General features: G+C 66.3%; 24 protein-coding genes and 2 tRNA genes. 13 read left to right on the top strand and 13 right to left on the bottom strand.

What is annotated here, in order from left to right:
- Positions 1 to 93 precede the first annotated feature (93 nt).
- Both FA90_RS23870 and FA90_RS23865 read left to right on the top strand, forming a co-directional pair.
- Entirely contained in the window at positions 94 to 489 is a 396-nt protein-coding gene (locus FA90_RS23870; protein WP_036173305.1) for a VOC family protein, read from the top strand.
- A 12-nt stretch (positions 490 to 501) separates the two neighbouring features.
- Complete coding sequence (locus tag FA90_RS23865; protein WP_036173291.1) at positions 502 to 1,161, top strand: hypothetical protein; 660 nt, start codon at positions 502 to 504, stop codon at positions 1,159 to 1,161.
- Here the strand turns inward: FA90_RS23865 and proB are convergent.
- From proB to rplU, 5 genes are all read right to left on the bottom strand, one after another.
- Positions 1,110 to 2,249, bottom strand: coding sequence for a glutamate 5-kinase (gene proB, locus FA90_RS23860; RefSeq protein WP_036173288.1), 1,140 nt, complete (start codon positions 2,247 to 2,249; stop codon positions 1,110 to 1,112). The two genes, FA90_RS23865 and proB, sit on opposite strands and share 52 nt — an antisense overlap.
- A gap of 22 nt (positions 2,250 to 2,271) precedes the next feature.
- Positions 2,272 to 2,703, bottom strand: coding sequence for a hypothetical protein (locus FA90_RS23855; RefSeq protein ID WP_036173286.1), 432 nt, complete (start codon positions 2,701 to 2,703; stop codon positions 2,272 to 2,274).
- A gap of 9 nt (positions 2,704 to 2,712) precedes the next feature.
- On the bottom strand, positions 2,713 to 3,825 hold the full coding sequence (cgtA, locus tag FA90_RS23850; RefSeq protein WP_036173283.1) for an Obg family GTPase CgtA: 1,113 nt from the start codon (positions 3,823 to 3,825) through the stop codon (positions 2,713 to 2,715).
- A 214-nt stretch (positions 3,826 to 4,039) separates the two neighbouring features.
- Positions 4,040 to 4,321: a 50S ribosomal protein L27 gene (gene rpmA / locus FA90_RS23845; protein WP_036173280.1), complete on the bottom strand. Its 282-nt coding sequence runs from the start codon at positions 4,319 to 4,321 to the stop codon at positions 4,040 to 4,042.
- 40 nt (positions 4,322 to 4,361) lie between these two features.
- Positions 4,362 to 4,673 carry a 50S ribosomal protein L21 gene (gene rplU, locus FA90_RS25955; protein ID WP_036230184.1) on the bottom strand — a complete coding sequence of 104 codons (312 nt, stop codon included), beginning with the start codon at positions 4,671 to 4,673 and terminating at the stop codon, positions 4,362 to 4,364.
- Positions 4,674 to 4,973: 300 nt separating this feature from the next.
- On the opposite strand from rplU, the gene ispB reads away from it, so the two are divergent.
- The 7 genes from ispB to FA90_RS23805 all read left to right on the top strand — a co-directional run bounded on the left by ispB (position 4,974) and on the right by FA90_RS23805 (position 11,159).
- A complete protein-coding gene (gene ispB / locus FA90_RS23835; RefSeq protein WP_036173276.1) occupies positions 4,974 to 5,963 on the top strand; it encodes an octaprenyl diphosphate synthase in 990 nt (329 codons plus the stop codon).
- 50 nt (positions 5,964 to 6,013) lie between these two features.
- Positions 6,014 to 6,090, top strand: a tRNA-Pro gene (locus tag FA90_RS23830).
- A 49-nt stretch (positions 6,091 to 6,139) separates the two neighbouring features.
- Positions 6,140 to 6,216, top strand: a tRNA-Pro gene (locus FA90_RS23825).
- Positions 6,217 to 6,423: 207 nt separating this feature from the next.
- A complete protein-coding gene (locus FA90_RS23820; protein WP_036173268.1) occupies positions 6,424 to 6,990 on the top strand; it encodes a carboxymuconolactone decarboxylase family protein in 567 nt (188 codons plus the stop codon).
- Between the two features lie 13 nt (positions 6,991 to 7,003).
- Positions 7,004 to 8,200 (top strand): patatin-like phospholipase family protein, encoded by a 1,197-nt coding sequence (locus tag FA90_RS23815; protein WP_051972047.1) that lies wholly within the window; start codon positions 7,004 to 7,006, stop codon positions 8,198 to 8,200.
- A 14-nt stretch (positions 8,201 to 8,214) separates the two neighbouring features.
- Positions 8,215 to 8,997: a 3-hydroxybutyrate dehydrogenase gene (locus tag FA90_RS23810; RefSeq protein ID WP_036173264.1), complete on the top strand. Its 783-nt coding sequence runs from the start codon at positions 8,215 to 8,217 to the stop codon at positions 8,995 to 8,997.
- 122 nt (positions 8,998 to 9,119) lie between these two features.
- On the top strand, positions 9,120 to 11,159 hold the full coding sequence (locus FA90_RS23805) for a S9 family peptidase (RefSeq protein ID WP_036173262.1): 2,040 nt from the start codon (positions 9,120 to 9,122) through the stop codon (positions 11,157 to 11,159).
- Positions 11,160 to 11,187: 28 nt separating this feature from the next.
- On the opposite strand, the gene FA90_RS23800 is transcribed toward FA90_RS23805, so the two are convergent.
- Positions 11,188 to 12,429 carry an MFS transporter gene (locus FA90_RS23800; RefSeq protein WP_036173261.1) on the bottom strand — a complete coding sequence of 414 codons (1,242 nt, stop codon included), beginning with the start codon at positions 12,427 to 12,429 and terminating at the stop codon, positions 11,188 to 11,190.
- Between the two features lie 109 nt (positions 12,430 to 12,538).
- On the opposite strand from FA90_RS23800, the gene FA90_RS23795 reads away from it, so the two are divergent.
- Together FA90_RS23795 and FA90_RS27755 are read left to right on the top strand one after the other, a co-directional pair.
- Positions 12,539 to 13,483 (top strand): LysR family transcriptional regulator, encoded by a 945-nt coding sequence (locus tag FA90_RS23795; RefSeq protein WP_036173258.1) that lies wholly within the window; start codon positions 12,539 to 12,541, stop codon positions 13,481 to 13,483.
- A gap of 237 nt (positions 13,484 to 13,720) precedes the next feature.
- Entirely contained in the window at positions 13,721 to 14,110 is a 390-nt protein-coding gene (locus tag FA90_RS27755; RefSeq protein WP_081934010.1) for a helix-turn-helix transcriptional regulator, read from the top strand.
- Positions 14,111 to 14,150: 40 nt separating this feature from the next.
- Here FA90_RS27755 and FA90_RS23790 read toward each other — a convergent pair whose 3' ends face one another.
- From FA90_RS23790 to FA90_RS23760, 7 genes are all read right to left on the bottom strand, one after another.
- Complete coding sequence (locus tag FA90_RS23790; RefSeq protein WP_036173255.1) at positions 14,151 to 16,880, bottom strand: nitrate reductase; 2,730 nt, start codon at positions 16,878 to 16,880, stop codon at positions 14,151 to 14,153.
- Between the two features lie 13 nt (positions 16,881 to 16,893).
- A complete protein-coding gene (locus FA90_RS23785) occupies positions 16,894 to 18,120 on the bottom strand; it encodes an NAD(P)/FAD-dependent oxidoreductase (RefSeq protein WP_051972046.1) in 1,227 nt (408 codons plus the stop codon).
- The gene (gene nirD, locus FA90_RS23780) at positions 18,117 to 18,476 is read right to left on the bottom strand and encodes a nitrite reductase small subunit NirD (RefSeq protein WP_036173251.1); all 360 of its coding nucleotides are present in this window, start codon (positions 18,474 to 18,476) and stop codon (positions 18,117 to 18,119) included. The genes FA90_RS23785 and nirD overlap by 4 nt, the downstream gene beginning before the upstream one ends.
- 16 nt (positions 18,477 to 18,492) lie before the next feature.
- Entirely contained in the window at positions 18,493 to 21,054 is a 2,562-nt protein-coding gene (gene nirB, locus FA90_RS23775; RefSeq protein ID WP_036173248.1) for a nitrite reductase large subunit NirB, read from the bottom strand.
- A gap of 45 nt (positions 21,055 to 21,099) precedes the next feature.
- Positions 21,100 to 22,395, bottom strand: a complete 1,296-nt coding sequence (locus FA90_RS23770) for an MFS transporter (RefSeq protein WP_036176918.1) — start codon at positions 22,393 to 22,395, stop codon at positions 21,100 to 21,102.
- Positions 22,396 to 22,706: 311 nt separating this feature from the next.
- Positions 22,707 to 23,882, bottom strand: coding sequence for a CmpA/NrtA family ABC transporter substrate-binding protein (locus FA90_RS23765; protein ID WP_036173244.1), 1,176 nt, complete (start codon positions 23,880 to 23,882; stop codon positions 22,707 to 22,709).
- Positions 23,883 to 23,910: 28 nt separating this feature from the next.
- A complete protein-coding gene (locus FA90_RS23760; protein ID WP_036173241.1) occupies positions 23,911 to 24,543 on the bottom strand; it encodes an ANTAR domain-containing response regulator in 633 nt (210 codons plus the stop codon).
- 226 nt (positions 24,544 to 24,769) lie between these two features.
- Here FA90_RS23760 and FA90_RS26715 point away from each other — a divergent pair, with 226 nt between their 5' ends.
- Together FA90_RS26715 and FA90_RS26710 are read left to right on the top strand one after the other, a co-directional pair.
- Positions 24,770 to 24,949, top strand: a complete 180-nt coding sequence (locus tag FA90_RS26715) for a hypothetical protein (protein WP_156116823.1) — start codon at positions 24,770 to 24,772, stop codon at positions 24,947 to 24,949.
- A 2-nt stretch (positions 24,950 to 24,951) separates the two neighbouring features.
- Positions 24,952 to 25,095, top strand: a complete 144-nt coding sequence (locus FA90_RS26710; protein WP_156116822.1) for a hypothetical protein — start codon at positions 24,952 to 24,954, stop codon at positions 25,093 to 25,095.
- Positions 25,096 to 25,316 lie beyond the last annotated feature (221 nt).

Here is a 25,316-nt window from a genome sequence, read left to right as displayed (position 1 = left end):
CGGCGTCACCAGTTTTCGATGATGGCCTCGATGCCGACCGCTCGTGATAGTCCGCGTATCTTGCTGCGGGAGGGACATGCTAAGCTGTCATTCATGTTTTCCCATGTCTTCATCGGCATCACAGACTTCGAGCGCGCACTGGCTTTCTACCGGCCGGTGCTGGCCGCGCTCGGCCTCGAGGAACGTTTCTGCGATGCCGGCCGCCCGTGGGCAGGCTGGCAAACGCCCGGCCAAGGCCGCCCGCTGTTCCTGATCGGCGCCCCTAGCGACGGCCAGCCGCACATTCCCGGCAACGGCCAGATGACGGCCTTCCTTGCGCCCACCCGCGCGGCCGTCGACCAGGCCCATGCGCTCGCGCTGGCGCATGGCGGCACGGATGAAGGCGCACCGGGACTGCGCCCCGGCTATCACTCGCATTACTACGGCGCTTACCTGCGCGACCCGGACCGCAACAAGCTGTGCGTGGTCTGCCACGATGCCCCAAGCTGAGAGGATCGATCGATGCCGGCCCTGCCCGACCTGCCGCTCGCCTACGCGGCTTACCTGAACCGGCAAAGGACTACCATGCTGACCCTCTTGACGCGGATCGTGGCGGCACTCCTGCTGTACCTGGCCGTGCACGCCGCAACGGCGGCCGAATCGCCGGTATTTGCCTACACGGTGTTCTGCGACGACGATCCCGTCCTGGCCCAGCGCCTGCGCAGCGGCATCGAAGAACGCTTCGCCAGGCTGCACGTCCAGCTGCGCAGCCAGTTCCCGTATGCCAGGCTGATCATCTACGCGAACCGCGACACGGACGACGACAAGAATCCGGCCGGGGTCTCGGTGGCGATCGCGCACACGTCGAACCTGGAAGCGGCCAAGCTGGCGCTGGCCTACGTGCACCGCAAGGAAGCGCCGCCCCCGCTGCTGCAATCGATGTTGGGCGAGGAAGGCATGCTGCTGCATTTGCGCGTCGCGCATCTGAGCTCGCCTTCCGACAAGCTGGTGGACGGTTTGCTGGACGAGGTGGTCGGCAGCTTCGTGCAGAAGTACGCGCCGCACGATGGGGGGGGGGACGGCGCCACCGGCGCTCGGCCATTGAGCCGGCGCCGGCATCCCGTTCTGGTTCAGAGCAGCACCAGGTTATCCCGATGCACCAGCTCCGGCGCCTCGACGTAGCCGAGGATGGCCTCGATCTCGCTGGACGGATGCCGCATGATGCGGCGGATTTCGCTGGCGGTGTAGTTTGCCAGCCCGCGCGCCACTTCCCGGCCGTCCTCGCCGACGCAGGTGACCAGCGCACCGCGGCCGAATTCGCCGCGCACCGCCACCACCCCGATCGGCAGCAGCGACTTGCCTTCCTTCTGCACCTTGTCCACGGCGCCGGCGTCGAGCACCAATTCGCCGGCGGTGTGCAGGTGGTCGACCATCCACTGGCGCCGTGCGGCCAGGCGCGCGGTCGGCGCGACCAGCTGGGTGCCGATCGCTTCGCCGCCGGCCAGGCGCGTGAGCACCTCGTCTTCGCGGCCCCAGGCGATCACCGTGTGCGCGCCCGAGCGTGCGGCGCGGCGCGCGGCCAGCACCTTGGTCAGCATGCCGCCGCGGCCGATGCTGCTGCCGGCGCCGCCGGCCATCGCCTCCAGCGTGGCGTCGCCGGCCTGGGCCTGCTGGATCAGGCAGGCCGAGGGGTCCTTGCGCGGATCGGCGGAATACAGCCCCTTCTGGTCGGTCAGGATCACCAGCGCATCGGCTTCGATCAGGTTGGCGACCAGCGCGCCGAGCGTGTCGTTGTCGCCGAACTTGATCTCGTCGGTGACCACGGTGTCGTTCTCGTTGATGATCGGGACCACGCCAAAGGCCAGCAGCGTGGTCAAGGTCGAGCGCGCGTTCAGGTAGCGTTCGCGGTCGGCCAGGTCGGCGTGGGTCAGCAGCACCTGGGCGGTCTTCACGCCGTGGCTTCTGAAACTGGTTTCGTAGATCTGCGCCAGGCCCATCTGGCCGACCGCGGCGCAGGCCTGCAGCTCGTGGATGTCGGTCGGGCGCGCCGTGAAGCCGAGACGCAGCATGCCCTCGGCGATGGCGCCGGACGACACCAGCACGACTTCCTTGCCGAGCTGGCGCAGCGCCGAGATTTGCGCGGCCCAGCGCGCGATCGCGGTGTGATCGAGGCCGCGGCCTTCGTTGGTGACGAGCGAGGAGCCGACCTTGACGATGATGCGGCCGGCTTGCTGGATGACGGAAGTGGTGTTCGAAGAATCGGAAGACATGGCTGCGCTCAGGAGAACTCGGTCAGGAAGACAACAAGCGTCCCTGCGGTCGCAACAGCAGCAGCGCCAGGCCGACCGCCAGTTCGATCCCGCAGATGACGAACAAGGATCCCGTGGGCAGGCCGATCGCGAACGCCGCAACCAGGCGGCCGAGCGGCTGCGCCAGGATCAACAATGCTGCGAGGTCGCCGAGGATGGGCAGGTCGCCCTTCCTGGCCGCCAGCAGAGCCAGCCCCGCGGTGGCGAGGCGCACTCCGACATAGATGGCGTAGAACTGGCTGTAGCCGTTCACGCCCACCAGAAACAAGCCCATCGCGTCCGCGATCCGGTCGGGATCGAGCATCGCCGCGAGCGCGGCCAGCGAACCGGCGATCGCGGCCAGCTGCAGCAGCTGCCCGCGCAGGCGTGCACGCGCGCGCGCGAAGCCGGTCGGGGCGATGGCGCTGGTACTCAAGGGGTGCGCTTAATCTTCGAGGATCTTGAAGCGCGGGTCGTCCGGATCGATCGACGAGATCGCGCGGGCTTCCTCGGTCATCTGCGTTTCTGCCGAACGGTGCTCGGCATGGCGCTTCTCTTCCAGGTACTGGTAGATCGCGTGGACCAGGTCTTCGCAGCCTTCGCGGTTCAGCGCGGATATCTCGAACACCGGGCCCTTCCAGGCCATCTTCTTCACGAAGTCCTTGACGACCTTCTTGCGCTCGCCTTCCGGCACGACGTCCAGCTTGTTCAGCACCAGCCAGCGCGGCTTGTTGAGCAGCTCCTCGTCGTACTTCTCGAGTTCCTTGACCAGTGCCTTGGCTTCCTTGACCGGGTCGGTCTTGTCGTCCATCGGCGCCACGTCGACGATGTGCAGCAGCAGGCCGGTGCGGCTCAGGTGGCGCAGGAACTGGTGGCCCAGGCCCGCACCTTCGGCCGCGCCTTCGATCAGGCCCGGGATGTCGGCGATCACGAAGCTCTTCTCATGCGAGACGCGCACCACGCCCAGGTTCGGATGCAGGGTCGTGAACGGGTAGTCCGCGACTTTCGGGCGCGCGTTCGAGATGGCGGTGACGAAGGTCGACTTGCCGGCGTTCGGCATGCCCAGCAGGCCGACGTCGGCCAGCACTTTCAGCTCGAGGCGCAGCGCGCGGCGCTCGCCTTCCTTGCCTTCGGTCTTCTGGCGCGGCGCGCGGTTGGTCGAGGTCTTGAAGTGGATGTTGCCCCAGCCACCCTCGCCGCCCCTGGCCAGCAGTTCGGTCTGGCCGTGCTCGGTGAGGTCGGCGATGATCTCGCCGGTGGCGTCATCGATGATGATGGTGCCGACCGGCATGCGCAGTGTCACGTCGTCGGCGCCCTTGCCGTAGCAGTCGGAACCGCGGCCCGGCTCGCCGTTGCGCGCCGTGTGGACCTTGGAAAAGCGGAAGTCGACCAGCGTGTTGATGTTGCGGTCGGCCACGACCCAGATCGAGCCGCCGCGGCCGCCGTCGCCGCCGTCCGGACCGCCGAACGGGCGGAACTTCTCGCGGCGGAACGAGGCGCAGCCGTTGCCGCCGTCGCCGGCGATGACTTCGATTCTTGCTTCGTCGATAAACTTCATGATGAGACCACCAAAACTGAGGCTATGTCACTGTTAAATACGGATCGGGGTTCATGATAGAACGCCCTGGATGGATCTGCACTAAGCGATCCGCACTTAACGGTGACAGCGCCGGAAATTAAAAAGGCCCTACCTGGAGGCAGAGCCTAAGATTGCAGGGCCTACGCCCTGCTTCGCAAAGCCCGCCGCGCAGGACGGGCTTCTGCTGCGCTATTTAGGCAGCGACTGCTTCAGCTGCTTCAGCGGCAACGACGGTCACGTACTGCTTCGAGCCGACGCCTTGCTTGACGAACTTGACCGAGCCATCGACCAGCGCGAACAGGGTGTGATCCTTGCCCATGCCGACGTTGGTGCCCGGACGCACGGTGGTGCCGCGCTGACGAATGATGATGCCGCCGGCATTGATTGCCTGGCCGCCGTAGACCTTCACGCCGAGGCGTTTGCTTTCTGAGTCACGGCCGTTGCGGGTAGTACCGCCACCTTTTTTGTGTGCCATTTAGATGCTCCTTGCTGACTAAAGAATGGACGCGCGGCGATTAGCCGTTGATCGCGACCACTTGGATTTCGGTGTAGTTCTGGCGATGGCCCTGACGCTTCTGGTAGTGCTTACGACGACGCATCTTGAAGATACGCACTTTGTCGTGACGACCGTGCGACACAACAGTCACGCGAACCGAAGCACCTTCCACCAGCGGAGCACCAAACTTGATGCTCTCGCCCTCGCCAACGGCGAGAACCTGATCGATAGTGAGTTCGGAACCAATGTCTGCCGGTATCTGTTCTACTTTGAGTTTTTCGCCAGCGACAACTTTGTATTGCTTGCCACCGGTTTTTATGACCGCGTACATGATTTGAAACCTCGTTAATTGTTAAGAAAATTCCCACGCTGCCGGCGAACAGCGCGCTCTGGCTTCGGGGAACAGGGGATTATACATAAACGCGCGGCGGGCGTCAAAACGGATGTGGCGTCGCCGCACAGTCCGGCGGGCGGCCCCGGCGTACCGATGTATGTATAAATTCGCTGCCAACGCACCGCATCCGTCCCGATGTGCCGGTTTCACAGCGAAAAAGCGCTGGACGCCCTTGCTTATCGTATAATCGCGCCACTCAACAACTCCGTTTTGCCTTCAACCGCAAGCAGGTCCGCCTTGTCCGCCGCTACCCAAAACGCACAACAGAACCCGATCACCCGCACGATTGCAGCCGACATGGAGGCCGTCAACGCGGTGATCCGACAGCGTCTGCAGTCGGACGTCGCGCTGGTCAACCAGATCGCCGAATACATCATCAGCGCCGGTGGCAAGCGGATCCGTCCGGTGCTGGTGCTGCTGCTGGCGAACGCCTACGGCTACGAGGGCCGCGGCCACCACGAGCTGGCCGCCGTGGTCGAGTTCATCCACACCGCGACGCTGCTGCACGACGACGTGGTCGACGAATCGTCGATGCGCCGCGGCCGCCAGACCGCCAACGCGATGTTCGGCAACGCGGCTTCGGTGCTGGTCGGCGACTACCTGTATTCGCGCGCGTTCGAGATGATGACCAGCCTGGACGAGATGCGCGTAATGGAGATCCTGTCGCGCGCCACCACCGTCATCGCCGAGGGCGAGGTACTGCAGCTGCTGAACATGCACGACCCGGACGTCACCGAAGCCAGCTACCTGACCGTGATCCGCTCGAAAACCGCCAAGCTGTTCGAAGCCGCGGCCGAGCTGGGCGCGCTGATCGCCGGCGCCAACGACACGCAGATCGATGCGGCCGGCGAATACGGCCGCTCGCTGGGCACCGCCTTCCAGCTGATCGACGACGTGCTCGACTACGCCGGCGACGCCAGCGAGATCGGCAAGAACGTCGGCGACGACCTGCGCGAAGGCAAGCCGACCCTGCCCCTGATCTACGTGATGGAAAACGGCACGGCCGAGCAGCGCGAACTGATCCGCGCCTGCATCGAGAACGGCGACGAGACCCATTTCGACGCCGTGCTGGCCGCCGTCACCAGCAGCGGCGCACTCGATTACACGCGCCGCCAGGCCGAAGCCGCGTCCGCGCGCGCACAAGGCGCGATCGCCGACCTGCCGGACAGCGAATACAAGCAGAGCCTGCTCCAGCTGTGCAGCTTCGCTGTTGACAGGAACCATTGAGACAACTATAGTAATGCCTTCCCGAGATTCGGCAACGATTCTCGAACAGTCGGGGTGTAGCTTAGCCCGGTAGAGCGCTACGTTCGGGACGTAGAGGCCGGAGGTTCGAATCCTCTCACCCCGACCATCAGTTTCATCTCTCTTTAGCGGTGTCGCCGCTTCAAAGACCCTACCGTCGGGGTGTAGCTTAGCCCGGTAGAGCGCTACGTTCGGGACGTAGAGGCCGGAGGTTCGAATCCTCTCACCCCGACCACAGAATTCAAGAAGGCCGGATCATGCTTTGCGCTGATCCGGCTTTTTGCTTTTGCGGCCGTGGTCCTGTTCGCGGCCGAGATGTAAATATGGCGCCCACAATCAATCGAGCGTCACCCCTCTCCCGCTGATGCCAGAATGATGGACGAGGCAACGCAGAGCCCACCGACATCGTTGCCTCCTCAACGTATTGACACCAGGAGGAACAATGCGCTTGCCCCTCATCCCGCCGGCTGAGCTCAGCCCGGAACAGAAGCCCCTGTACGACGCGATGCGCAAGGGCATCGCCAGCAATTTCAACGCCTTCAAGGTCGAACGCGAAGACGGCGCCCTGATGGGCCCGTGGAACCCGTGGCTGCACGAGCCCGCGATCGGCAAGGCGATCTGGGACCTGACGCTGGCGATGACCGCCAACGCGGTCTTGCCCGACAACGTGCGCCAGATCGCGATCCTCGTGGTCGGCGCGCGCTACAACGCGGCCTACGAGCTGTATGCCCACGTCGCGGTCGCCGAGAAGGAAGGCATGTCGCCGGAGCGCCTGGCCGCGCTGGTCGCGGGCGTCAAGCCGACCGACCTCGCCAAGGAAGAAAACGTCGCCTTCGACTTCGCGCACGCGCTCGCGCGCGGGGGCGTGCTGCCCGAGCCGCTGTACCGCCTGGCGATCGGGACCTTCGGCCAGCACGCCACCAACGAGCTGATCTACCTGGTCGGCCTGTATGCGCTGGTGTCGACCACGCTCAACGGCTACAACGTGCCGGTGCCCGAACGTGAATAGACGAGACGAAAGCGTGCTGCATCAGGGCACGCATGCGCCGGCCGAACCGCCCAGGCCGGGCGCCACCCAGTTCGAGAGCGTGGCGCTGGTGCTGCAGGGCGGCGGCGCGCTGGGCGCCTACCAGGCCGGCGTGTACGAGCGCCTGCTGGAAGCCGAGGTCGAGCCGACCTGGGTGTCCGGCATCTCGATCGGCGCGATCAACAGCGCGATCATCGCCGGCAACGCGCGCGAACACCGCGTCGAGCGCCTGCGCAAGTTCTGGGAGCTGGTCAGCAACGCCAGCGACGGCGTGGTCGGCGACCAGTGGACGACCATGGCGCTGGCCGATCCAATGCGCGTCTGGCTCAACCAGCTGGCCGCCAGCCGCGTGCTGGTGAGCGGCGTGCCGGGCTTCTTCGAGCCACGCGTGCCGCCGCCCTTCATGGCGCTGGCTGGCGCCGGCGCGACCAGCTATTACGACACCGCGCCGCTGCGCGCCACGCTCGAGCGCCTGGTCGACTTCGATCGCATCAACGCGCGCGAGACGCGGCTCTCGATCGGCGCGGTCAACGTCAGGACCGGCAACTTCGCCTACTTCGACAACGCCACCGATACCATCCGGCCCGAGCACGTGATGGCCAGCGGCGCCCTGCCCCCGGGCTTCGACGCGGTCGAGATCGACGGCGAGCGTTACTGGGACGGCGGCATGGTCTCGAACACGCCGCTCGACTGGGTGCTGTCCTCGCGCTCGGGCCTGGACACCCTGATCTTCCAGGTCGATTTGTGGAGCGCGCGCGGCGAGCTGCCGAACGACCTGGCCAGCGTCGCCACGCGCATGAAGGAAATCCAGTACTCGAGCCGCACGCGCAGCGCCACCGACGCCTTCCGCCGTACCGAAAAGCTGCGCACGGCCTTCAACGAACTGCTGGCGCAGATGCCGCCCGAGCTGGCCGCTTCGCCGCAGGCGCGCCTGCTGGCCGAAGCCGCCGACCCGGCGCTGTACAACATCGTCACGCTGGTCTACCGCTCGCCCACTTACGAGGGCCAGTTCAAGGATTTCGAGTTCTCGCGCCGGACCATGAACGAGCACTGGCAGGCGGGCTACGCCGACGCCGCCAAGACCGTGGCGCACGGCGAGATCTTCGAGCTGCCGCAGCTCGAGAACAACCCGGCCCTGTACGATTTCCTCACCGCCCCGGCGCGCCCACAACCCATCCACTCACCCACTTGAGCAGGTACCCATCCATGGACATGAAAGACAAGATCGCGGTCGTCACCGGCGCCGCCAGCGGCATCGGCAAGCAGATCGCCACGGTGTTTTTCCAGCACGGCGCCAAGGTCGCCATCGCCGATTTGAACCTCGAAGCTGCCAGGACCGCGGCGCGCGAACTCGACCCCTCGGGCGCGCGCGCGATCGCGGTCGCGATGGACGTCACCAATGAAGAACAGGTCGACGCCGGCATCAAGTCGGTCGCCGACCAGCTCGGCGGCATCGACGTGCTGGTGTCGAACGCCGGCATCCAGATCGTCGCGCCGGTGCAGGACTTCGATTTCGGCCAGTGGAAGAAGATGCTGGCGATTCACCTCGACGGCGCCTTCCTCACCACGCGCGCCTGCCTGAAATACATGTACGCGCAGGGCCGCGGCGGCAGCGTGATCTACATGGGATCGGTGCACTCGAAGGAAGCGTCGGTGCTCAAGGCGCCGTACGTGACGGCCAAGCATGGCCTGATCGGCCTGGCCAAGACGGTCGCCAAGGAAGGCGCCAAGTACGGCGTGCGCGCCAACACGATCTGCCCGGGGTTCGTGCGCACCCCGCTGGTCGAAAAGCAGATTCCCGAGCAGGCCAAGGAGCTCGGCATCAGCGAGGACGACGTGGTCAAGAAGGTGATGCTGAAGGAGACCGTCGACGGGGAATTCACCACCGTCGACGACGTCGCCCAGACCGCGCTGTTCCTGGCGGCCTTCCCGTCGAACGCCCTGACCGGGCAGTCGATCGTGGTCAGCCACGGCTGGTATATGCAATAAGCGAGGCGGCCAATCGGCGGCGTTTGTAGCGCAAGCCGGCGTAACACATATGCATCAAATTTAACTATATTTCAGTTTTGAAAATAGTTACGATGAGTATTTACGCCACTTGTGAGGTCTTCATGCGCCGTCCCGCCTTCGTAGCACTGACCATCCTGAGCCTTGTCCACGGCGCCTTCGCGCAAACCGCGCCGTCCCCGTCTACCGAGACGCCGCTGATCGAGCGCGCCAAGCTGTTCGGCAACCCGAGCAAGATGGCGGCCAGCGTCAGCCCGGACGGCAAGTGGCTGTCGTGGATCGCGCCACGCGACGGCGTGCTGAACGTCTGGGTGGCGCCGATCGACAAGCCGGGCGAGGCCAAGCCGCTCACGTCTGAGAAGACGCGTCCGATCCGCACGACGTTCTGGGCGCCGGACTCGAAATCGCTGCTGTTCATTAACGACAAGGGCGGCGACGAGAACTTTCTGCTGTACGGCGTCGACGTCGCCAGCGGCAAGCAGACCTCGCTGACGCCGTTCGAAAAGACGCGCGTCATGATCGTCAATATCAGCCGGCAGGTGAAGGACCGCATCCTGGTCGGCGTCAACAACCGCGACCCGCGCTGGCACGACGTCTACAGCCTCGACCTGGCGAGCGGCAAGCTGACCCTGGTATACAAGAACGAGGGCGGCTATGCCGGCTTCATCGCGGACGAGCAGCTCAAGCTGCGCGCGGCCGCCAAGTCGCGCCCCGACGGCGGCAGCGACTATTTCCGCATGGTTGACGCCAAGGTCGAGGACAAGCCCTTCGTGCAGGTCGGCCTGGACGATTCGCTGACGACGTCGCCGCTGGGCTTCACCACCGACGGCAAGACCTTGTACTGGCGCGATTCGCGCGGGCGCGACACGGCCGCGCTGGTGGCCCAGGATTTCGCCAGCGGCGCGAGCAGCGTCGTGGCCCAGGACCCGCGCGCCGACATCGAATCCGGCCTGTTCGACGTGCGCACCGGCCGCATCCAGGCCTACGAAGTGGAGTACCTGAAGCATGAATACATCCCGCTCGACGCCTCGGTCGAGGCCGACCTGAAGCACCTGAAGGGGGCGCTCAAGGGCGACTTCCAGGTGCACGCGCGCAGCGACCAGGACGACAAGTGGATCGTCGAGGACGACCCGGTCTCGAGTCCGGTATCCGACTGGCTGTACGATCGCAAGACCAAGAAACTGACCCGGCTGTTCGTCGCCCGTCCCGAACTCGAGGGCGCGCCGCTGGTGCCGATGTTCGCCGAGGAGATCAAGTCGCGCGACGGCCTGAACCTGGTTTCCTACCTGTCGCTGCCGAAGAGCGTCGACCCGCAGGGCGCTGGCCGTCCCTCGCATCCGGTGCCGATGGTGCTGTTCGTGCACGGCGGCCCGTGGGCGCGCGACAGCTTCGGCTCGAACCGCTCGCACCAGTGGCTGGCCAACCGCGGCTATGCGGTGCTGTCGGTGAACTACCGCGGCTCGACCGGCTTCGGCAAGAACTTCATCTCGAAGGGCGACCTGCAGTGGGGCCGCAAGATGCACGACGACCTGCTCGACGCGGTCGACTGGGCGGTCAAGAACGGCGTCACCACGCGCGACAAGGTCGCCATCATGGGCGGCTCCTACGGCGGTTACGCGACCCTGGCCGGCATGGCCTTCACGCCGTCGACCTTCGCCTGCGGCGTCGACATCGTCGGCCCGTCGAACCTGTTCACGCTGCTGCAGACCATTCCGCCTTACTGGGAAGCCGGCAAGCAGCAATTCTACAAACGCATGGGCGACCCGACCACCGAGGAAGGCCGCGCGCTGCTGAAGGAACGTTCGCCGCTCAACTTCGCAGACAAGATCAGCAGGCCGCTGCTGATCGGCCAGGGCGCGAACGACCCGCGCGTGAACGTGCGCGAGTCCGACCAGATCGTCGCGGCGATGGAGGCGAAGCATATCCCCGTGACCTACGTCGTGTTCCCGGACGAAGGCCACGGCTTTGCGCGCCCGGTCAACAACATCGCCTTCAATGCCGTGGCCGAAAACTTCCTGGCGCCTTGCCTGGGTGGACGCGCGGAGCCGATCGGCGCCGCGCTGCAGCCTTCGACCGCCCAGATCAAGCAAGGCGCGCAATACGTGCCGGGACTGAAGGAGGCGGCGCCGGCCACCCAACCGTAATCGGGCGCCGGCAGCCGGGCCGGCGGCCTCAGTGGTCGCGCACCTTGGCGGCGTGGATGCGCACCCCCAGTGCCACCAGGCTGGCCAGCATCGCCACGCCGACCACGCCGGTCCAGCCCCAGCCTGCCAGCGCCTGGGCGCCGAAGAAGCCGCCCGCCGCCATGCCGATGAAGACGCTGGTCATCAGGATGGCATTCAGGCGGCTGCGCGCCGGCGGCTCCAGGCCGAACACGATGCTCTGGTGCGAGATCAGGCTGGCTTGCACGCCCAGGTCGAAGCCGACCGTGGCCAGCGCCAGCAGCGCCAGCTGGGCGCCGGTCGACAGCAGCGGCATCGCCAGCATGGTCGCGAACGACACGACGGTAATGGCGGCGGCCAGGCGCGTCACCCACTCCGGACCGCGGCGGTCGGCCAGGCGCCCGGCGAATGGGGCGGCCAAGGCGCCGGCCGCGCCGGCCAGGCCAAAGGAACCGGCCACCGCCGACCCCATGTGGAACGGCGCGCCGTGCAGCATCACGGCCAGCGTCGACCAGAACGCCGAAAAACCCAGCGCCAGCAGACCCTGGCCGAACGCGGCCAGGCGCAGCCGGCGGTGCGCGACCCACAGGTGGCCCAGCGAGCGCAGCAGCGCCGGATAAGCCTGGGTCGTTGTCGGCGCAAAGCGCGGCAGGCCGCGCGCCAGCACGATCGTCATCAGCGCGATACTGACGGCGGCCGCCAGGAACACGGCGCGCCAGCCGAAATGTTCGGCGATGAAGCCGCTCGCCACGCGCGACAGCAGGATGCCCATCAACAGCCCGGTCATCACCGTGCCGACCGCCTTGCCGCGGTGCTCGGGCGGCGCCAGCGTGGCCGCGGCCGGAACGATGTCCTGGGCTACGGTGGCGAACAGGCCGACCACCAGGCTGGCGCCCATCAGCACCGCCAGGCCGGGCGCGAATCCGGTCAGCACCAGCGCCGCGCACAGGATCACCGACTTGATCAGGATGATGTTGCGGCGATCAAAACGATCGCCCAGCGGCGCCAGCAGCAGCAGGCCGAAGGCGTAGCCGAGCTGGGTCAGCGTCGGGATCCAGCCGATCTGGCGGCCGCTGGCGTGCAGGTCGCCGGCCAGCACGCCCAGCAACGGCTGGCTGTAGTACAGCGCCGCGACCGACAGGCCGGTGCCGGCGGCGAGCAGGAAGGTCAGCGCGGGCGACAAGGTGGCCTGCGTTGCCGGATTAGCCGTGGCTGGCTGTTTTGCCTGCTCCGCCGTTCGGGAGGTGGTCATGGCGACTCCTGGTTGGATGTTAAGTTGGACAATGAATGAGCGCCATTATCCTTACAGCCCAAACGGGACGGTAGACGCAGCGGACGTCAAAGTGTTATACGATGGGCGTATGAGCACAGCCCAAAATCTCAACATTTCTACGCTGGACCGCATGATGCTGGTCGAGACCTTCGTGCGCATCGTCGATGCCGGCAGCTTGTCGGCGGCCGCGCGCCAGCTGGAGACGACCCAGCCGACCATCAGCCGGCGCCTCAAGACGCTGGAAAAATCGCTGGGCGTGCCCCTGCTCCAGCGCTCGACCCACGCGATGAAGCTGACCGACGACGGCATGCGCTGCTACGCGCGCGCGAAGGAACTCATCGCCGGCTGGCAGGAATTCGAAAGCGAGATCCGAGGCGCCGGCGACGAGCCGGTCGGCACCCTGAAGGTAGTGGCGCCGCACGCCTTCGGCCAGCAGCAGCTGGTGGCGCCGCTGGCCGAATACCTGGGCCGTTATCCGCAGATGACGGTCGAGTGGCTGCTGCACGACCGCACGCCCGATTTCATCGCCGAGGGCATCGATTGCGCGATCCGGGTCGGCGTCGAGCCCGATCCGAACCTGGTGGCGCTGCGCCTGGGGCGGGTACCGCGCATCGTCGTCGCGGCGCCTTCGCTGGTGGCGGCGAGCGCCCTGCCCGTCGAACCGGATCACCTGATGCGCCTGCCCTGGCTGTCGCAGACCAATTTTTACCGCGACGAGATCGCGCTGACGCACAACGACAGTGGCGCCACCGCCCAGCTGCGCTTCAAGCCGCGCCTGTACACCGACAACCTGTACGCGCTGTGCAACTCGGCCGTGATGGGGCTGGGCGTGGCCGTGACGTCGCTGTGGGCGGTGCGCGAAGAGCTGGCGCGCGGCGAACTGCTGGCGATCGCCCCAAGCTGGGCGGCGTCGCCGCTGCCGGTCGACCTGGTGTACCCGCCGGCGCGCTTCTATCCGGCGCGGCTGCGGAGATTCATCGACATCATGAAGGTGGCGGTGCCGCAGGCGTTCGGGATCAGCGCGGCAGGATGAGGCTGGAGTGCGGCCGTGCCTGGCCATGCAAGGCGCTCATGGTATAGCCAAAGCGCAGCTCGCCGCTTGCCCAGGCCGTGAACTTCGTAAACGTAACACCTTCACTGATCGGAAAGATTGTCTTTTACACCGCATGCGATGTAAATTGAAATTACACTGTATGTAATGTAATCAGCTTGATGCAACATCATTTATGATGTAAATTGAATTTACATTATCCATGATGTTTTTAATACCATGGACTTTCCTTTGAATACGTCCGCACAACTCTCGCCAGTGCTGCGCGGATTCCGAAAGCAAGCGGGCTTGACGCAAGCCGAAGTCGCCTTGCGGATCGGAACAACCCAGCAGACCTACGCGAGGATCGAAGCTGACCCGTCGACCACGAGCGTGGGACGGTTCCTGGCAATCCTGCAAGCCATTGGAGCCGGCATGGCGCTGCAAGTCGCAGGCTCGTCCACACGGCCAATATCCAGGCCACGTAAGTCAAATACCGTACACGCCCAACCAAAAGCCGGATCCATGCCGAGCGCGAAAGCGGACGGTCCAGGCCATTCGACACCAACCAAAGCGATGGCCGCACCGGCAAAACTGACGCCACCCTCAGGCAAGAAAGAAGACTGGTGATGGGACACCAAGAGATACCCCAAGGCGGTCGGCATTCTGATCAGCCCGCGGCCTCCGCCCGCGCCTCCGCCTGCGTTTGCGCCAGAATCGCCCGGATCTCCGGCACGCACGATCCGCAATTGCCACCCGCCTTCGTACACGCCGTGACCTGCGCCGCGTCCGTGCAGCCGTTCTTGCGGATCGCGATCTCGATGGTCTTGCGGCCGACCCCGAAGCACGAGCACACGGTCGGCCCCGGGTCTTCCCCCGCCTCGCGCGCGCGGCCCGACAGCAGGCCGAGGCGCTCGCTCGGGGTCAGCTCCTCCTTGGCGAACAGGCCGGCCAGGTAGGCGCGCGCCGGCAGGTCCTGGCGCTGCGAGACGAACAGGCAGGCTTCGATGCGGCCGTCGACCAGATGCACCGCGCGGTACACGCCGCCGCTCTTGTCTTCGAGTTCGATCCAGTCGGCCTCGTCGTCGTCCAGACCCACGCCCAGCAGGCCACGTCCCCAGCCGGCGGCCTCGAACACCTTGGTGCGCCCGGCCAGCTCGTAGCGGATGAAGTCGCGGCCCTGGATGCGCGTCCAGTGCGCGGCGCCGTCCAGCGGAAGTGCGCCGCGGCTGAGGATGAAGCCGTACCAGTTCACGCCGAACGGCTCGACGCGCACCGGCGTGTGCTTGAATTCCGGCTCGCCCGAGACCGGATCGACGGCCGGGTTGACCACCGCGCCGACGCGCGCATCGGACGCCGTCTGGGCGCTCCAGTGGATCGGCATGAACACGCTGCCGCGCGCGATGCCGCCGCCGTGCTGGACCCGCGCCACCACGGCGCCCCACTGGCTGCTCACGCGCGCCAGCTCGCCTTCCTTCACGCCGCACAGCAGCGCATCCTGCGGGTGCAGGTCGACGGTCGGTTCGAGCATGTGCTCTGCCAGCTTGGGTGAGCGGCCGGTGCGGGTCATGGTGTGCCACTGGTCGCGCACGCGGCCGGTGTTGAGTACCAGGGGATAATCTCCGTCGGGCAGGTGCGCGGGCGCGCGCACGCGCGTGGGCACGAAACGCGCGCGCGCGTCCGCGTGCGCGAAGCGGCCATCGGCGAACAGGCGCTCGGTCGACTCGCCGCGCGCGCGCACCGGCCACTGCACCGGTTCCAACGCGTCGTAGTCCCCACGCGTCAGCCCGGTCAAGCCACCGATGTCGAACATGCGGCGCGGCTGGCCCGCCACACCATTCCGCCAGCTCGACAGCCGCGCATGCTCGTCAAAAATCTCGTGCGGCGCCGTGAAGTCGAAGCCCGAAAAGCCCATGCGGCGCGCGACGTCGCAGACGATGTCCCAGTCGGCGCGCGCCTGGCCCGGGGCGGAGAGAAAAGCGCGCTGGCGCGAGATGCAGCGCTCGGAGTTCGTCACCGTGCCATCCTTCTCGCCCCAGCCCAGCGCCGGCAGCAGCACGTCGGCAAACGCATTGGTGTCGGTGCCGAGCACGATGTCGGACGCCACCACCAGTTCGCACTTTTCCAAGGCGCGCCGCGCCTGGTCGGCGTCCGGCAGGCTGACGATCGGGTTGGTCGCCATGATCCACACGGCTTTGACTTTCCCCTCTTCGATCGCGCGGAACAGGTCGACGGCCTTCAGGCCGGCCTGGGCGGCCATGCGCGGCGCCTGCCAGAAGTCCTGCAGCGCGGCGCGCTGGCCGGCATGGTCGAGCTCCATGTGCGCCGCCAGCATGTTGGCCAGGCCGCCGACTTCACGCCCGCCCATCGCGTTCGGCTGGCCGGTCAGGGAAAACGGCCCCATGCCCGGCTTGCCGATGCGGCCGGTCACCAGGTGGCAGTTGATGATGGCGTTGACCTTGTCGGCGCCGCTGGTCGACTGGTTCACGCCCATCGTGAAGGCGGTGACGACCTTTTCGGTTTTTGCGAACAGCTCGTAAAAGCGCAGCAGCTGCCGCGGGTCGAGCTTGCAGGCCTTGGCGACGTCCAGGAGGCTGCCGGCCTCGCCGGCCGCGGCCAGCGCATCGGCCAGGCCGCTGGTGTGCGCGGTGACGAAAGCCTGGTCGGGCGCACGCGCGGCCAGGTAGCCGAGCAGGCCGTCGAACAGCCAGACGTCGCTGCCCGGCTTGACGGCCAAGTGCAGGTCGGCGATGTCGCAGGTGGCGGTGCGGCGCGGGTCGATCACCACGACCTGCATCTGCGGGCGCTGTTCCTTCGCGCGCGCGAGGCGCTGGTACAGCGTCGGGTGGCACCAGGCGGCGTTGGAGCCGACCAGCACGACCAGGTCGGCCAGCTCGAAATCCTCGTACGCGCCCGGCACCAGGTCTTCGCCGAAGGCGCGCTTGTGGCCGGCCACGGCCGAGGACATGCACAGGCGCGAGTTGGTGTCGATGTTGGCGCTGCCGACGTAGCCCTTCATGAACTTGTTGGCGACGTAGTAGTCCTCGGTCAGCAGCTGGCCGGAGACGTACAGCGCGACCGCGTCCGGGCCGTGCTCGGCGACGATGCGGGAAAAACCGTCGGCGACCTTGGCCAGCGCCTCGTCCCAGCCGGCTTCGCGCAGCGCGCGTCCGTCGCGCAGCATCGGCGCAAGCAGACGGCCCTGCAGGCCGACGGTCTCGCCCAGCGCCGAGCCCTTCACGCACAGGCGGCCCTGGCTGGCGGGGTGCGCGGCGTCGCCGGCGATGGCCAGCTCGCCGTCGGCATCGATGCCGGCCGAGACGCCGCAGCCGACGCCGCAATACGGACAGGTGGTGCGCACGGTCGCGGCGCGGATCGGCAACTGCGGATACAACTTCATGACGAATCCTCCGTCAGGCCGCCATGCAGAGGGCCTGACCGAACAACAGCTGGTCGCGCATCGCCGAGATGTCGGTGCGCTTCTGGATCAATTCGAAGTACCAGGGACCATCGAGAACGTCCCCGTACAGCACGGCGCCGGTGAGGCGGTTGCCCGCCACCACCAGGCGCTTGTACACGCCGCCGCGGCGGTCGCGCAAGACCAGGTCTTCGGTCCCTTCCCCGCCGACGATGTCGCCGGCCGAGTACAGGTCGACCCCGGTCACTTTGAGTTTGGTGGCCGTCGCCTGCTGCACGTAGCGGCGATGGCCGTGGCCGGCCAGGTGGGCGGCGCACACGCGCGCCTGGTCCCAGATCGGCGCCACCAGGCCGAAGGTCGAGCGGCGATGCTGCACGCACTCGCCCACCGCGTACACGCGTGGGTCGTAGGTCTGCAGCGTGTCGTCGACCACGATGGCGCGCTCGACGTGCAGGCCGGCCGCCTGGGCCAGCTCGACGTTGGGACGCACGCCGGCGGCCATCACGACCAGGTCGGCCTCGAGGCGCTCGCCGTCGCCGAAGCGGATCGCCTCGACTTTGCCCGCGCCTTCGATCGCCGCGGTCTGGCGGTTGAGCAGGATGCGCAGGCCGCGCCGCTCCAGGCTGGCGCGCAGCAGCTCGGCCGCGGGCGGATCGAGCTGCTGGTTCATCAGGCTGCCGCCCAGGTGCACGACGCTGACCTGCATGCCCCGGCGCAGCAGGCCGTTGGCCGCTTCCAGGCCGAGCAGGCCGCCGCCGATCACCACCGCCTTGCCACCGGCGTGCGCGGCCGCGAGCATCGTGTCGACGTCCTGCAGGTCGCGAAAGCCGATCACGCCCGGCAGCTGGTGGCCCGGCACCGGCACGATGAACGGTTTCGACCCGGTTGCGATCAGGAGCCGGTCGTACGCCACCTGCAGGCCGGAGGCCGCGTGCACCACGCGCTTCTTGCGGTCGATGCGCACGACCGGATCGCCGGCGTGCAGCGTGACGCCATTTGCCGCGTACCACTCGCGCGTGTGCAGCATGATGTCGTCGACGGTCTTTTCGCCGGCCAGCACCGGGGACAGCAGGATGCGGTTGTAGTTACCGTGCGGCTCGGCGCCGAACACGGTGATGCGGTACATGTCCGGCGCGAGCTTGAGCAGCTCCTCGACGGTGCGCATGCCGGCCATGCCGTTGCCGATGACAACGAGCGACGGCTTGTCGCCAGCGCCATTCATGCGCCGACCCACACCTTGCCATCCTCGACGCGTACCGGATAGCTGGCCACCGAGTTATGTGGCGCTTCCAGGCATTCGCCGGTCTGCAGGTCGAAGTGCTGCTTGTAGATCGGCGAGGCGACCACGATGCGCTCGCCGATCGAGCCGACCAGCCCGCGCGACAGCACGCCCGCCTGCGCATTCGGATCGAAGTTATCGATGGCGAACAGGCGCGTCTCGCTGGCATCGTTCGCCGCGCCGACACGGAACACGGCCACCTGGCGGCCATCGACCAGCGCGCAGACGCCGGTGTCGGGCACGATCTGGTCCAGGGTGCAGATGGCGTTCCATTGATTGAGTTGAAGATCGCGGTGCATTTGGATTCTCCTGGAATTAGATGGAACCGACGGCAATCGGGATCACGCGGCGCTGATCGCGTTCTTCCTGCGTGGCCGGACGGATCTGGCCGCGCTCGGGCATGAAGACGACGTTGGCGTCCTGCTTGTCGCTGTTCACAAAAGTGCGGAAACGCTGGCGCACGGCCGGGTCTTCGACGGCGTTCTTCCACTCGTCCTCGTAGGTATCGACCACGCGCTGCATGTCGGCTTCCAGCTCGGTGCCGATGCCCAGCTTGTCGTCGACCACGACCTGCTTCAGGTACTCCAGGCCGCCTTCCAGATTCTCGCGCCAGGTGCTGGTGCGCTGCAGGCGGTCGGCGGTGCGCACGTAAAACATCAGGAAGCGGTCGACCAGTTTCACGACCGTCTCTTCGTCCAGGTTCGAGGCCAGCAGTTCGGCGTGGCGCGGCTTCATGCCGCCGTTGCCGCACACGTACAGGTTCCAACCCTTGTCGGTGGCGATCAGGCCGACGTCCTTGCCCTGCGCTTCGGCGCACTCGCGCGTGCAGCCGGAGACGCCGAACTTGATCTTGTGCGGCGCGCGCAAGCCCTTGTAGCGGTTCTCCAGCGCGATGCCGAAGCCGATCGAATCGCCGACGCCGAAGCGGCACCAGGTCGAGCCGACGCACGACTTCACGGTGCGCAGCGACTTGCCGTAGGCGTGGCCGGATTCGAAGCCGGCCGCGATCAGCTCTTCCCAGATCAGCGGCAACTGGTCGACGCGGGCGCCGAACATGTCCACGCGCGCGCCGCCGGTGATCTTGGTGTACAGGCCGTACTTCTTGGCCACCTGGCCGACCGCGATCAGGCCGTCCGGCGTGACTTCGCCGCCCGGCATGCGCGGCACGACCGAGTAGGTCCCGTCCTTCTGGATATTGCCGAGGAAGTAGTCGTTCGAATCCTGCAGGCTGGCGTGTTGGGGTTTCAGTACGAAGTCGTTCCAGGTCGAAGCCAGAATGTTGGCGGCGACCGGCTTGCAGATGTCGCAGCCCAGGCCCTTGCCGTGCTTGTCCAGCAGGTCGTTGAAGCTCTTGATCCCGCCGACGCGGATCAGGTGGTGCAGTTCCTGGCGCGAGTAGGGGAAGTGCTCGCACAGGTGGTTGCTGACCGCCAGGCCGGCTTTCTGCATCTCGGCCTTCATGATCTGCGTGACCAGCGGGACGCAGCCGCCGCACGAGGTGCCGGCGTTGGTGCAGGACTTGAGCGCGCCGATGTCGCAGGCGCCTTCTGCCACCGCCGCTTGAATCGTCCCTTTGCTGACCGCGTTGCATGAGCAGACCTGGGCGCTGGCCGGCAGCGCATCGACGCCGATCGAAGGACGCGCCGCGCCGCTTGAATCCGGCAGGATCAGGAACTCGGGCGAGGCCGGCAGCGTCATCGCGTTGAGCATCATCTGCTGCAGCGTGCCGTATTCGGCGGCGTCGCCGACCAGCACCGCGCCCAGCAGCTTCTTGCCGCAGTCGGAGACGACGATCTTTTTATAGACCTGCTTGCGCTCATCAAGGTACTGGAAGCTGCGCGAACCCGGTGCGGCGCCGTGCGCATCGCCGATCGAGGCGACGTCGACGCCCATCAGTTTCAGTTTGGTGCTCATGTCGGCCCCGCCAAAAGTGCCTTCCTGGCCGAGCAGCGCCTTGGCGACCGTGCGCGCCATGTCGTACCCCGGCGCCACCAAGCCGAAGGTCTGGCCGTTCCAGGCCGCGCATTCGCCGATCGCGTACACGTCCGCATCCGACGTCACGCAGGCGTCGTCGATGGCGATGCCGCCGCGCGCCCCGATGGCCAGGTCGCAGGCGCGCGCCAGTTCGTCGCGCGGGCGGATGCCGGCCGAGAATACGATCATGTCGGCTTCCAGCGAGGTGCCGTCGGCGAACTCCATGCGGTGCTTGGCCGATTCGCCGTCGACGATGCGCAGCGTGTTCTTTTGCGTGTGCACGTGCACGCCCAGCTCTTCGATCTTGGTGCGCAGCACGCGCCCGCCCAGCTCGTCGACCTGCACCGCCATCAGGCGCGGCGCGAATTCGACCACGTGGGTGTCGAGCTTCATGTCGCGCAGGGCCTTGGCGCATTCCAGGCCGAGCAGGCCGCCGCCGACCACCACGCCCGAACGCGACTGCGCGCCCGCGGCCAGCATCGCTTCCAGGTCCTCGATGGTGCGGTAGACGAAGCAGCCTTCGCGCTCGCGCCCCGGGACCGGCGGCACGAACGGGGTCGAGCCGGTGGCGAACACCAGCTTGTCGTAGCCGAGGATTTCGCCGCTGGCCAGGGTCACGGTCTTGGCGGCGCGGTCGACCGATACGGCTTTCGCGTTCAGGCGGAAGCTCAGTTGCTTGCCATCGCGGCCGGCGTGCCGCTCGAAAAAGCCCGGCGCGACCAGCGACAGCTGCTCGGCGGTGGTGCCCGAAAAGTAGGCGGACAGGTGCACGCGGTCGTAGGCCGGACGCGGTTCCTCGCACAGCACGGTGACGTCGAAGCCGGCCGCCGCCTGCGGATCAGCGAAAAGCGTCTCGAGGAATTTGTGGCCGACCATGCCGTGGCCGATGACGATGAGTTTCATGATGCGACTCCTTGACTGCTCAGACTTTCAACTCGACTTTCGAACTCAGGCTGCCGCCGGCGCCGGCGTCTCGACCGTGCTGCTCGAGAAACGCACGCCGATCGCGCAGATCGCCGACACCAGCACCGCGCCGCCCAGGATCATCAGGGTCTGGTTGACGTTGCCGGTACCCTTCATGACGAAGCCGGCCAGCACCGCGCCCGCATTGCCGCCCGCGCCGACGATGCCGGCGACGCCGCCCAACGCCTTCTTGTTCACGAACGGGACCAGCGCGTAGGTGGCGCCGCAAGCCATGTGGGTGCACAGGCCGAACGACAGCATGGCCAGGATCGCGACGTTGACGCTGCCGGCGTTGGCGAACCACAGCAGGCCCAGGCCCTCGCCCACCATCAGGACGGTCAGCAGGGTCACGCGGCTGTTCAAGTCGCCGCGCGCGGCCATCTTGTCGGAGATGAAACCGCCCAGTGCGCGGGCAAACAGGGCCAGCAGGCCGAACGAACCGGCGGCCATGCCGGCTTGCGCCAGCGACAGGTGGAAGCGGTCGACGTAATAGGTGGCGGCGGTGTTGTGGATGAACAGTTCGATGCCGAAGCAGGCGCCGTAGGTGACGAACAGCAGCCAGGCGCGGTAGTTGCGGCAGGCGTCGACGAAGCTGGCCCAGCCGCCCTTGTTATTCGACTCGAATGCCACGCCGGCGGCGCGCAGTTCGGCGAAGTTACCTTCCGGGCAATCCTGGGTCAGCTTCCAGTAGGCGACGGCGGTCAGCAGCATCATCACGCCCGGCACCAGCAGCGCGACGCGCCAGCCCATGGCCTGGTTCACGCCCATCATGATGACGGCGCCCATCAGCAGCGGCATCAGCGCTTGTGCGACGCCGCCGCCGCTGTTGCCCCAGCCGGCCGAGGCGGCGTTGGCGGTGCCGACCACTTTCGGCGCGAACATCACCGAGGTGTGGTACTGGGTGATGACGAAGCTGGCGCCGATCGCACCGATCCCGAGGCGGAACAGCAGGAAGCTTTCGTAGCTCTGAGCGGCGGCCAGGCCCAGCACGGGGATGGCGCCCAGCACCAGCAGGCCGGTGTAGGTCTTGCGCGGGCCGAAGCGGTCGCACAGCGGGCCGACCAGCATGCGCACGATGATGGTGATGGCAACGGCGGCGATGTTGATGTCGGCGATCTGGCCGGCCGACAGGTGGAATTCGCCCTTGATGACCGGCATCAGCGGCGCGCATGCGAACCAGGCGAAGAAGCAGACGAAGAAGGCCACCCAGCTCAGGTGGAAGGCACGCATCTGCGGTGTGTTGAACGAAAAGAGTTTGATGCTGTTAGCTTTGCCCGACATCATTATCAGCCCCTGTTGTGCATCTGCGATATCAAAAACAAAACGGCGCCCGCTGCCTGGCCTTACGAATGCGTGAGCATGGATAAGGTTGCAGCGGACGCCGTTGTCCGGTTGTCGGTCCGCCGTTGGACCGGTCATGTGATTCGTTCAGGGATCGCCGTTGATCCACTACCCGGTTAATTGCAAGAGCCGTGCCAGAGGTCCCTTCCCTCTCACGCGGCGCTGCACAAGGATGAGGCATGCGTCATTGCAGTGCACCATGCCCGAAAAGCGGGCGTTCATGTGCAAGCGCATGCACTTCGGTGCAGCGCCTAGATTTTGATCAGTGCGCGGTTGCGGATCGCAAACGACGAGATATAAGCGTCCGCGTCTTTACCGTCCCAGGTCTTGCCGTCGATGAGGATCGAGGAACGCGTCAATCCGTAAGGCGCGCTCACGCCGGCCAGCAGCGCCGCTTCGCGGTACAGGCCGACGCGGTTGACGCGGCCGGCGACCGCCTGGTAGTCGACGTCTTCGCGCAGCAGGCCCCAGCGCCGGTGCTGGGTCATGAACCACATGCCGTCCGAGACATAGGGGAAGTTGGCGTCGCCGTCCTGGTGGAAGCGCAGCGGATGCGGGTCGACCCAGCGCAGTCCCATGCCGTTGTCGTACCGGCCATGCAGGCGCGGGGCGATGATGGCGCGGTCGGCGTTGACGTAGGCGGGGCTGGACAGCACCTCGGCGGCAGCCTCGCGGTGTTCGCCGGAGGCGTCGATCCAGCGCCCGGCTTCCAGCACGGCCGCGATCAGCGCGCGGCAGGCGTGCGGATTGGCATCGGCGAAATCGGCGCGCGCGCCGAGCGCCTTGCCAGGGTGATCGGGCCAGACGTCCTGGCTGGTCGCGACCGTGACGCCGCTGCCGTCGAGTACCGCGCGCCCGTTCCACGGTTCGCCGACGCAAAAGCCATCCATGTGACCGGCCGCCAGGTTGGCCGCCATCTGGCTGGGCGGCACCGTGACGATCTGGGCGTCGCGCACCGGGTCGATGCCGCCCGCGGCCAGCCAGTAATACAGGAGCATCGCGTGGTTCCCGGTCGGGAAGGTGTGGGCGAAGGTGAAGCGGCGTCCGCTGCCGCGCATGGCCGAAGACAGCGCATCGAGGTCGGTCACGCCCGCCTGCGCGAGCGCGCGCGAGAGCGTGATCGCCTGGCCGTTGCGCGACAGGCCCATCAGCACAGCCATCGGTGTCGCGGCGCAGCCGATGCCCATCTCGACGCCGTAGAGCAGGCCGTACAGGGCGTGTGCGGCGTCCAGCTCGCCGTTGATCACGCGGTCGCGCATGCCCGACCACGAGTGCTGGCGGCTGAGCTCCAGCTTGATGCCGTATTTTTCGTCGAGCCCGAGCACGGACGCCATCACCAAGGAGGCGCAGTCGGTCAGCGGCATGAAGCCGACCTTGATCACCTTTTTCTCCGGCCGGTCGGAACCCGCCACCCATGCGCCTGTCATATCGATACCTTCATGAAAGAGGAGCGCATCACAGCAGGTCCTCGACGTCGAGGATGCGCTGCGCAACCTCGGCCAGCTTGAGTTTCTTGTTCATCGCCATGCTGCGCAGCTTCTGGTAGGCCTCGTCCTCGGTCATGCGGTTGCGCGCCATCAGCACGCCTTTGGCGCGTTCGATCAGCTTGCGCTCGGCCAGCTGGCGCCGCGTGTCGGTCAATTCGTCCAGCAGCTTCTGCTCGCGCTTGAAGCGGGCCAGCGCGACGTCCAGCACCGGTTTCACGCGCTCGGCCTGCAGCCCGGCCACGATGTAGGCCGAGACCCCGGCGGCGATCGCGGCGTCCATGCTGGCCGGGGTCTGGTCGTCGGTGAACAGCACGATCGGACGCGGCTCGTCGCGGGTGGCGATCACGATGTGTTCGAGCACGTCGCGCGCATCGGATTCGCTGTCGATGATGATCATGTCCGGCTGGATCTGGGCGATCCGCTCGGGCAGGAAGATGTCGGCCGGCAGCGAGGCGACGATGTCGTAGCCCGATTCGAGCAGGCCGATGCGCAACGCCGTGTTGCGCCGGGCCTGGGCCTGCATGGTCTGTTCGTCCGCGCCACCGGGCGCGATGTTGACGACGACGATGCGCAGGGTGCGCGGGACAGGGGGCGATTTCATACGGTTGAGGTATGCAAGTTTTGGGCCAGATCTCGCGCCAAGTCGTGTGGCGAACGGGGAGATATCACGAGAAAAGATATCTAGACTCTACAAAGAATAATAGTTGTCTTGCGGAAAATATTCGTTTTGCGAATGAAGAACATCACAAACTAAAAGTTCATTTATGACGAAAGCCTCTCTATACTGCACCGCAACAACACAGATTTCAGATCAACCGGAGAATTCGATGACCACTGCAACCATGACCCAGGCGCACGGCGTGCGCCAGCAAATCGCCGAGACCCTCGGCAAGATCCGCGCTTTCGCGATCGAGATGTACCAGGCCCATGGCGGCTGGTTCGTCCTGGACGCCGGCCAGCCGGCGAGCGCCGCTGTGGCGCGCAATCAAACCCTGAACAAGGAATAATCATGACGCCCGTCGAATACGTCACCGTTTCCGTCTCGGCCCTGGCCATCGTTGCCCGTATCGTGATGTTCATCCGCAACCCGTCGGTCACCACGCCGAACGAACTGTGGATCTCGGAACACCCGCAGCTGAAGCAACCCGGCTGATCGCCCGGTTTCCTGCTCGAGTCTCCGATGCGCCCGGCATGTGCCGGGCGTTGTCATTTGCAACGCCGCTTTTTACATTCTCGTGCAGTACTTACGCACGCGCGCCACTTCTTCGACGTTTCTCCCCTGAAGTTCTCCCCAATTCTTACCTGCATCGCATATCGCTGGGCTAGAATCCTTTTTTGCAATTTTGCCGCCCGAGCATTCTTGTTCTTTCATAA

It is taken from the genome of Massilia sp. 9096, assembly GCF_000745265.1.
In the GTDB taxonomy this organism is placed as follows: Bacteria; Pseudomonadota; Gammaproteobacteria; order Burkholderiales; family Burkholderiaceae_D; genus Telluria.
This window is presented reverse-complemented; position numbering and strand designations above follow the sequence as displayed.

Excerpts from the sequence above, each read along its gene's own strand:
- FA90_RS23870 (WP_036173305.1), top strand. The coding sequence starts at position 94 with ATGTTTTCCCATGTCTTCATCGGCATCACAGACTTCGAGCGCGCACTG.
- FA90_RS23865 (WP_036173291.1), top strand. The coding sequence starts at position 502 with ATGCCGGCCCTGCCCGACCTGCCGCTCGCCTACGCGGCTTACCTGAAC.
- proB (WP_036173288.1), bottom strand. The coding sequence starts at position 2,249 with ATGTCTTCCGATTCTTCGAACACCACTTCCGTCATCCAGCAAGCCGGC.
- cgtA (WP_036173283.1), bottom strand. The coding sequence starts at position 3,825 with ATGAAGTTTATCGACGAAGCAAGAATCGAAGTCATCGCCGGCGACGGC.
- rpmA (WP_036173280.1), bottom strand. The coding sequence starts at position 4,321 with ATGGCACACAAAAAAGGTGGCGGTACTACCCGCAACGGCCGTGACTCA.
- rplU (WP_036230184.1), bottom strand. The coding sequence starts at position 4,673 with ATGTACGCGGTCATAAAAACCGGTGGCAAGCAATACAAAGTTGTCGCT.
- FA90_RS23820 (WP_036173268.1), top strand. The coding sequence starts at position 6,424 with ATGCGCTTGCCCCTCATCCCGCCGGCTGAGCTCAGCCCGGAACAGAAG.
- FA90_RS23810 (WP_036173264.1), top strand. The coding sequence starts at position 8,215 with ATGGACATGAAAGACAAGATCGCGGTCGTCACCGGCGCCGCCAGCGGC.
- FA90_RS23805 (WP_036173262.1), top strand. The coding sequence starts at position 9,120 with ATGCGCCGTCCCGCCTTCGTAGCACTGACCATCCTGAGCCTTGTCCAC.
- FA90_RS23800 (WP_036173261.1), bottom strand. The coding sequence starts at position 12,429 with ATGACCACCTCCCGAACGGCGGAGCAGGCAAAACAGCCAGCCACGGCT.
- FA90_RS23795 (WP_036173258.1), top strand. The coding sequence starts at position 12,539 with ATGAGCACAGCCCAAAATCTCAACATTTCTACGCTGGACCGCATGATG.
- FA90_RS27755 (WP_081934010.1), top strand. The coding sequence starts at position 13,721 with ATGGACTTTCCTTTGAATACGTCCGCACAACTCTCGCCAGTGCTGCGC.
- FA90_RS23790 (WP_036173255.1), bottom strand. The coding sequence starts at position 16,880 with ATGAAGTTGTATCCGCAGTTGCCGATCCGCGCCGCGACCGTGCGCACC.
- FA90_RS23785 (WP_051972046.1), bottom strand. The coding sequence starts at position 18,120 with ATGAATGGCGCTGGCGACAAGCCGTCGCTCGTTGTCATCGGCAACGGC.
- nirD (WP_036173251.1), bottom strand. The coding sequence starts at position 18,476 with ATGCACCGCGATCTTCAACTCAATCAATGGAACGCCATCTGCACCCTG.
- nirB (WP_036173248.1), bottom strand. The coding sequence starts at position 21,054 with ATGAAACTCATCGTCATCGGCCACGGCATGGTCGGCCACAAATTCCTC.
- FA90_RS23770 (WP_036176918.1), bottom strand. The coding sequence starts at position 22,395 with ATGTCGGGCAAAGCTAACAGCATCAAACTCTTTTCGTTCAACACACCG.
- FA90_RS23765 (WP_036173244.1), bottom strand. The coding sequence starts at position 23,882 with ATGACAGGCGCATGGGTGGCGGGTTCCGACCGGCCGGAGAAAAAGGTG.
- FA90_RS23760 (WP_036173241.1), bottom strand. The coding sequence starts at position 24,543 with ATGAAATCGCCCCCTGTCCCGCGCACCCTGCGCATCGTCGTCGTCAAC.
- FA90_RS26715 (WP_156116823.1), top strand. The coding sequence starts at position 24,770 with ATGACCACTGCAACCATGACCCAGGCGCACGGCGTGCGCCAGCAAATC.
- FA90_RS26710 (WP_156116822.1), top strand. The coding sequence starts at position 24,952 with ATGACGCCCGTCGAATACGTCACCGTTTCCGTCTCGGCCCTGGCCATC.